Origin of the sequence: Lysinibacillus sp. HST-98 (assembly GCF_016757845.1) — a bacterium.
GTDB classification, from domain to species: Bacteria; Bacillota; Bacilli; order Bacillales_A; family Planococcaceae; genus Lysinibacillus; species Lysinibacillus capsici.
On sequence record NZ_JAENHX010000011.1, the window covers coordinates 153,258 to 159,364 of the forward strand.

The following is a 6,107-nucleotide window of genomic DNA, read 5'->3' on the forward strand; positions in this document are numbered from 1 at the left end:
AATTCTTATAAATAGTAATTATTGAATTACAAATTACTTAAACCTTGTAATTATAGAAGGGGTTATACAATGAAAAAGTTTCGTACCGAAGAAGAAGTGCTTGCACATTATGATTCTTCAAAATATCTAACACCTGATGGATATACCGCAGATATTGCTATTTTTACAATTACCTCAGAGAAAACAGAGGAAAAAGCACCGCCCAACATGACGCTAAAGATTATGTTAATTAAGCGTGCTACTAAGGATGCTGAAGGAAATCCCAATATTGAAGGAGGGAAATGGGCGCTTCCTGGGGGCTTTGTAGATGCAATTCAAAAAGAAACTGCCTTTATTGCAGCAAAGAGAGAATTAAAAGAAGAAACAAATGTAGAAGGTTTACATGTTCAACATTTTGGTGTTTATGATGAGATTGATCGAGATCCACGTGGTTGGATGATTTCGAATGCATTTTATGCCATTGTTCCTGAGACATATATTGAGCAACGACAAGCGAATGATGATGCAGATGATGTAGAACTATTCGATATAGAAAGTGTATTTACGCTTCCATTAGCTTTCGATCATCGAAAAATCATTTCCGATGCGTTGCATTTTATTAAAAGGGATATGATACAAACAACTGTTGCCAAAAACTTTTTACCACAAGAGTTTACATTGTCCGAATTGCAACGGGTACTTCTAACAGTTGGAGAAGATCCGCGAATCTCTAACGATTCCGTATTCTTTACAAAAGCACCTAAATTACCATTTATCGAAAAAGCATTGGATGAAGAAGGAAAACCGAAGAAAACAAAAAGAAATTCGTTTCGGCCTTCCCAGCTCTATACATTTAATGATTTCGAAATGGTAGAGTCTATCTATCATTAGGAAAGATCCGTCTTTCCTGTTTATTTTAAAGAAAGTAATTTGTAATTTAAGTATTACTAATTAAAAAATGGAGTGATGAAATGATGAAAAAGCGTGCACTAATTAATATTGATTATACAGTGGATTTCGTTGCGACGGATGGGGCTCTTACTTGTGGAGAGCCTGGGCAACTGCTCGAACATGCAAATGTTGATTTAACAAAGGAGTTTATTAAGAACGGGGATTTTACAGTATTTGCGATAGATGTTCATGAAAAGGGAGATGTTTATCATCCAGAAACAAAGCTATTCCCTCCTCATAATATTCGTCATACAGAAGGTAGAGAGTTATATGGTGCATTAAACTCATTATATGAAAAAAATAAAGACCAAGATTTTGTCTATTACATTGATAAAACGCGTTATTCTGCTTTTGCAGGAACAGATTTAGAATTGAAATTGCGTGAAAGAGGAATTACTGAGCTGCATTTAATCGGCGTTTGTACAGATATCTGTGTTCTGCATACAGCAGTGGATGCTTATAATAAAGGGTTCGATATCGTCATTCATAAAAATGCTGTCGCCTCCTTTAATCAAGCTGGACATGAGTGGGCGTTAAATCATTTCGAGCATACTCTAGGTGCCACTATTATTTAACATGAATGGAGGGGGAAATATGAAATATGTAGATGATAGTTTCATGTTACACACGGACCTATACCAAATTAATATGGTTCAAACTTATTGGCAAGATGGTGTTCATCAACGTAAAGCTGTTTTCGAACTATATTTTAGAAAGCTTCCATTTGGCAATGGCTATGGAGTTTTCGCTGGATTGAAAAAAGTGATTGAGTTTATTAATAACTTTGGTTTCTCTCAAAGCGATATTCAATATTTACGAGAAGAGGGGAAGTATCCCGAGGAATTTCTTGAATACCTAAAAGAACTTAAATTTACAGGGACAATTAAGGGGATGAGAGAGGGAGAACTGGTCTTTGCTAACGAGCCTATCCTACGAATTGAAGCACCATTAGCAGAGGCCCAATTAATTGAAACGCCGTTGTTAAATATCGTTAATTATCAAACCCTGATTGCGACAAAAGCTTCACGTATCAAACAAGTGACGTGTGAGGATGTGGTAATGGAATTTGGAACTCGCCGCGCACACGAATTTGATGCTGCCATTTGGGGAACTCGCGCTGCTTATATAGGTGGATTCTCTGCAACAAGCAATGTAAGAGCAGGAAAATTATTCGGTATTCCTGTGTCAGGAACACATGCCCATGCGATGATTCAAACCTATCGAGATGAATATACTGCGTTTAAAAAATACGCAACAGCACATAAAGACTGTGTTTTCCTAGTAGATACTTATGACACACTACGTTCCGGTGTTCCTAATGCGATCCGCGTAGCAAAGGAGTTAGGGAATCAAATTAATTTTATTGGTATCCGTTTAGACAGTGGAGATTTAGCCTATCTCTCAAAACAGGCAAGGAAAATGCTAGATGATGCAGGATTTACAGCAACCAAAATTATGGCTTCGAATGATTTGGATGAATATACAATTATGCATTTAAAGTCACAAGGGGCGCAAATTGATGCGTGGGGAATCGGAACTAAGCTGATTACAGCCTATGATCAAGCAGCTCTTGGTGGAGTATACAAATTAGTTTCGATAGAAAACGAAAGTGGAGAACTAGTTGATACCATTAAAATTTCAGCAAATCCTGAAAAAGTGACTACACCTGGACGTAAACGTGTTTACCGTATTATTAATGCGGAGAATGGTCATGCTGAGGGAGACTATATAGCGTTAGATGATGAAAATATCCAGCAAGAAGAAAGATTGAAAATGTTCCACCCTATTCATACGTATATTAGTAAATTTGTTACAAATTTTACGGCGAAAGAGTTACATGAAAGTATTATAGAAAATGGAAATATTGTTTATGAGGAGCCAACTATTCAAGAAATACAAAAATATGTACAGGAAAACTTACATTTATTGTGGTGTGAGTATAAACGAACAATGAATCCGGAAGAATATCCAGTCGATTTAAGTCAAGCGTGTTGGGACAATAAAATGGCAAGCATACAGGCAATAAAAGAAAAGATTTCACAACATATTTAAAAGTAACTGCTAGGAGGTAGAGACGATGGCGAGAATAGGCATTTATGGTTCATCATTTGATCCTATTACCAATGTCCATCTTTGGACAGCAAGCACTGTGGCACATCGGTGTAAGTTAGATAAGGTTATTTTTTTGCCTTGTTCAAATAAACGCAAAGATAAAACCATAAAAACAGCCGATACACATCGTTGGAATATGCTTCAGTTAGCTATTGCTAAGGACGATCGTTTTACCGCAGATTCCTATGAGATGGATCAAGAAGGCTGGAATATCTACACATATGACACCATGAAATACTTTAGAGAGAAGAACCCAGAGGATGAGGTGCATTTTATTATGGGTGCTGATTTACTAGTGGATATTGGCGCAGGTTTATGGAAAAAGGGCGACGCATTAGTAGCGGAGAATAAATTTATTGTAATGGCACGACATGGCATCGATATGCTATCAACCATTAGTCGTTCACCAATTTTAAGAAATAATGATGATGGAAGATTCCATCTGTTAGATAAAGGGCTAGCGATGGAAATTAGCTCTACCTATATTCGAGAAGAATTTGCAATGGGGGGAGAACCGAGATACCTCTTGCCTACTGCTTGTTACAACTATATTAAAGAACATCATCTTTATCAAAAATAAAATAGTGAAGCTACAATTATAAGTGTGGATGACTACCACACTTATTTTAATTTTGAAAAGATGGTGAATTTTATCATATAGAGCTCAGGGTAAGCTATAATAAAAAGAGTAATGGAGTACAATTTTTTTGCTGTCAATTTTTAATAATGATTAATGTTAGAAAGGAATTCATGAATGTGCAGCTTACATTAACATTTCTTATTTTAGGAGCAACAATTTTCGCATTTGTGACCAATAAAATACGAGCAGATCTTGTAGCAATTGTGTCACTTTTAGCATTTGTCGTTATGGATATTTTGACGCCCGCGGAGGCATTAGCTGGTTTTTCAAACTCTGTAGTTTTAATGATTGCAGGGTTATTTGTCGTGGGTGCAGGGATCCTACGTACGGGCCTGGCAGGCATGGCGGGCCAACTCTTACTAAAATGGTCAGGCAATAGTGAGCTGAAGTTATTTGTGCTACTACTTATTATTGTAGGATCGGTTGGTGCATTTATGAGTAATACGGGTACAGTCGCCTTAATGATGCCAATCGTTGTAAGTATAGCAATTAGTATGAAAATTAGCCCTTCTAAATTTCTACTACCACTCTCCTATGTAGCAAGTCTTTCTGGTTTGATGACACTGATTGCATCCCCAACCAATTTAATTGTCAGTCAGTTATTGGTTGATCGAGGCTATAACAAACTTGGCTTTTTTGAAGTAACTCCTATTGGTATCGTGGGGATGATTGCTGGCATTTCCTATCTAGTACTTGTAAGAAATATTTTATTACCAAAGGATCAAAACCGTACACAGACCAATGAAGGTTATAAACTTTCGCCAAAAAAAATTATTAAGCAATATGATTTAAATAATCGTCTATTTAAAATCTCCGTTCCTGAGGCGTCACCTATTATTGAAACATCGTTAGCGGAATTAAAACTACCAGCTAAGTATATGCTTTGTATGATGAAAATTCATCGGAAATCACAGGAGGGCATTAATTTACTACCGATGACTTATCAAGAAATGGCAGGACCAACTAGTGTCATTCATGCCAAGGACGAGCTATACGTTCAAGGAGAAATAGAAGATATTCGTCGTTTTGTTGAAGATTATCAACTTGAGATGCAAGGATTAGTAGAAGGGGAAGCAGATGAACTGGTATCGAAGCATCTTGGCATTGCAGAGGTATTGCTCACACCCAATTCGAGCTTTATCAATGAAACGGTTAGTTCCCTTGGATTCCGGGAGAAATACAATCTAAATATCATTGGTATTAATCGTAAGGGTGGTTACAAGCTTCAGGATATGGTGTCTCACAAATTAAAATTTGGAGACGCAATATTAGTACAGGGAGCATGGGATGAAATTCTTTTGTTAGCAAGAGAAACGCAAGATGTTGTGGTTGTCGGGCAGCCGAAAGAACACGCAAATGTAGCAGCAGCAACAGGCAAGGCTGGAATTGCAGGGATTATTATGTTGTTCATGATTATTTTGATGGCTTTCGAAATTTTTCCAGCTGTCATTTCTGTAATAATTGGTGCTGTACTTATGATTTTAACAGGCTGCTTGAGAAACATGGAAGATGCCTATAACAATATGAATTTTGAAAGTATCGTGCTAGTAGCTGCCATGTTACCAATGGCGACAGCGTTAGAAAAAACAGGGGGCATGACCATTTTATCTGATGGTATTATTAATGCTTTAGGTGATTTCGGACCATATGGCGTACTCATAGGAGTTTATATTTTGACAGCTGTTTTTGGTCAATTTATTAGTAATACGGCAACTGCTGTATTGTTTGCACCCATTGCCATGAGTGCAGCCATTGCAATGGAAGTTAGTCCCACAACATTTATGATTGCAGTCGCAGTTGCAGCAAGTATGGCATTTGCTACGCCAATTGCTTCCCCTACGAATGCACTGGTAATGACGGCGGGGGGCTATAAATTTATGGATTTCGTAAGAATAGGAGTTCCGTTACAACTTGTTATGTTTATTGTGATGATGATAGCCATCCCGTTCTTTTTCCCATTTTAAAAACTCGGTTTCTTTACCGAGTTTTTTGTTTTTTTAAGATCTATTATTTTTTTGTAGGAAATTATGATAAAATTATTTTCTAGTTCATGGTCTAACATTGAGCTAGCTTGTTAATAGATTTAATAGTTATTAATATAGGAAGTTTTACTTTGATAATAAAAAAATTAAAGTTTTTTATTAAAAAGTGTTGACCTTTTAAAAATAAGGGTGTAGTATTATACAAGTCGCCAGGGTGACACGCTAAAATAAAGCAAAACATGAACCTTGAAAACTGAACAAGCAAAACGTAATCAATAAATTTTTAAGTAGCTAGCTTTGCTAGTGAACGAAACACAATTTTGGACATCAAACATGATGCCAGCAAAACAATTTGAGCTAATCAAATTTCTTTTATGGAGAGTTTGATCCTGGCTCAGGACGAACGCTGGCGGCGTGCCTAATACATGCAAGTCGAGCGAACA

The 6,107-nt window shown here is 36.8% G+C and carries 5 protein-coding genes and 1 rRNA gene; all 6 read left to right on the forward strand.

Annotation, left to right across the window (positions count from 1 at the left end):
• The first annotated feature begins 69 nt into the window (after positions 1 to 69).
• Positions 70 to 870, forward strand: a complete 801-nt coding sequence (locus JIN86_RS20510; RefSeq protein ID WP_004233802.1) for an NUDIX domain-containing protein — start codon at positions 70 to 72, stop codon at positions 868 to 870.
• An 80-nt stretch (positions 871 to 950) separates the two neighbouring features.
• Positions 951 to 1,505 (forward strand): cysteine hydrolase family protein, encoded by a 555-nt coding sequence (locus tag JIN86_RS20515; protein WP_004233799.1) that lies wholly within the window; start codon positions 951 to 953, stop codon positions 1,503 to 1,505.
• 19 nt (positions 1,506 to 1,524) lie between these two features.
• Positions 1,525 to 2,982 carry a nicotinate phosphoribosyltransferase gene (locus JIN86_RS20520; RefSeq protein ID WP_202342745.1) on the forward strand — a complete coding sequence of 486 codons (1,458 nt, stop codon included), beginning with the start codon at positions 1,525 to 1,527 and terminating at the stop codon, positions 2,980 to 2,982.
• A 25-nt stretch (positions 2,983 to 3,007) separates the two neighbouring features.
• Complete coding sequence (gene nadD, locus JIN86_RS20525; RefSeq protein ID WP_202342746.1) at positions 3,008 to 3,622, forward strand: nicotinate-nucleotide adenylyltransferase; 615 nt, start codon at positions 3,008 to 3,010, stop codon at positions 3,620 to 3,622.
• 170 nt (positions 3,623 to 3,792) lie between these two features.
• Entirely contained in the window at positions 3,793 to 5,646 is a 1,854-nt protein-coding gene (locus JIN86_RS20530) for an SLC13 family permease (RefSeq protein WP_009373615.1), read from the forward strand.
• A 389-nt stretch (positions 5,647 to 6,035) separates the two neighbouring features.
• Positions 6,036 to 6,107, forward strand: a 16S ribosomal RNA gene (locus JIN86_RS20535); the annotation flags it as partial.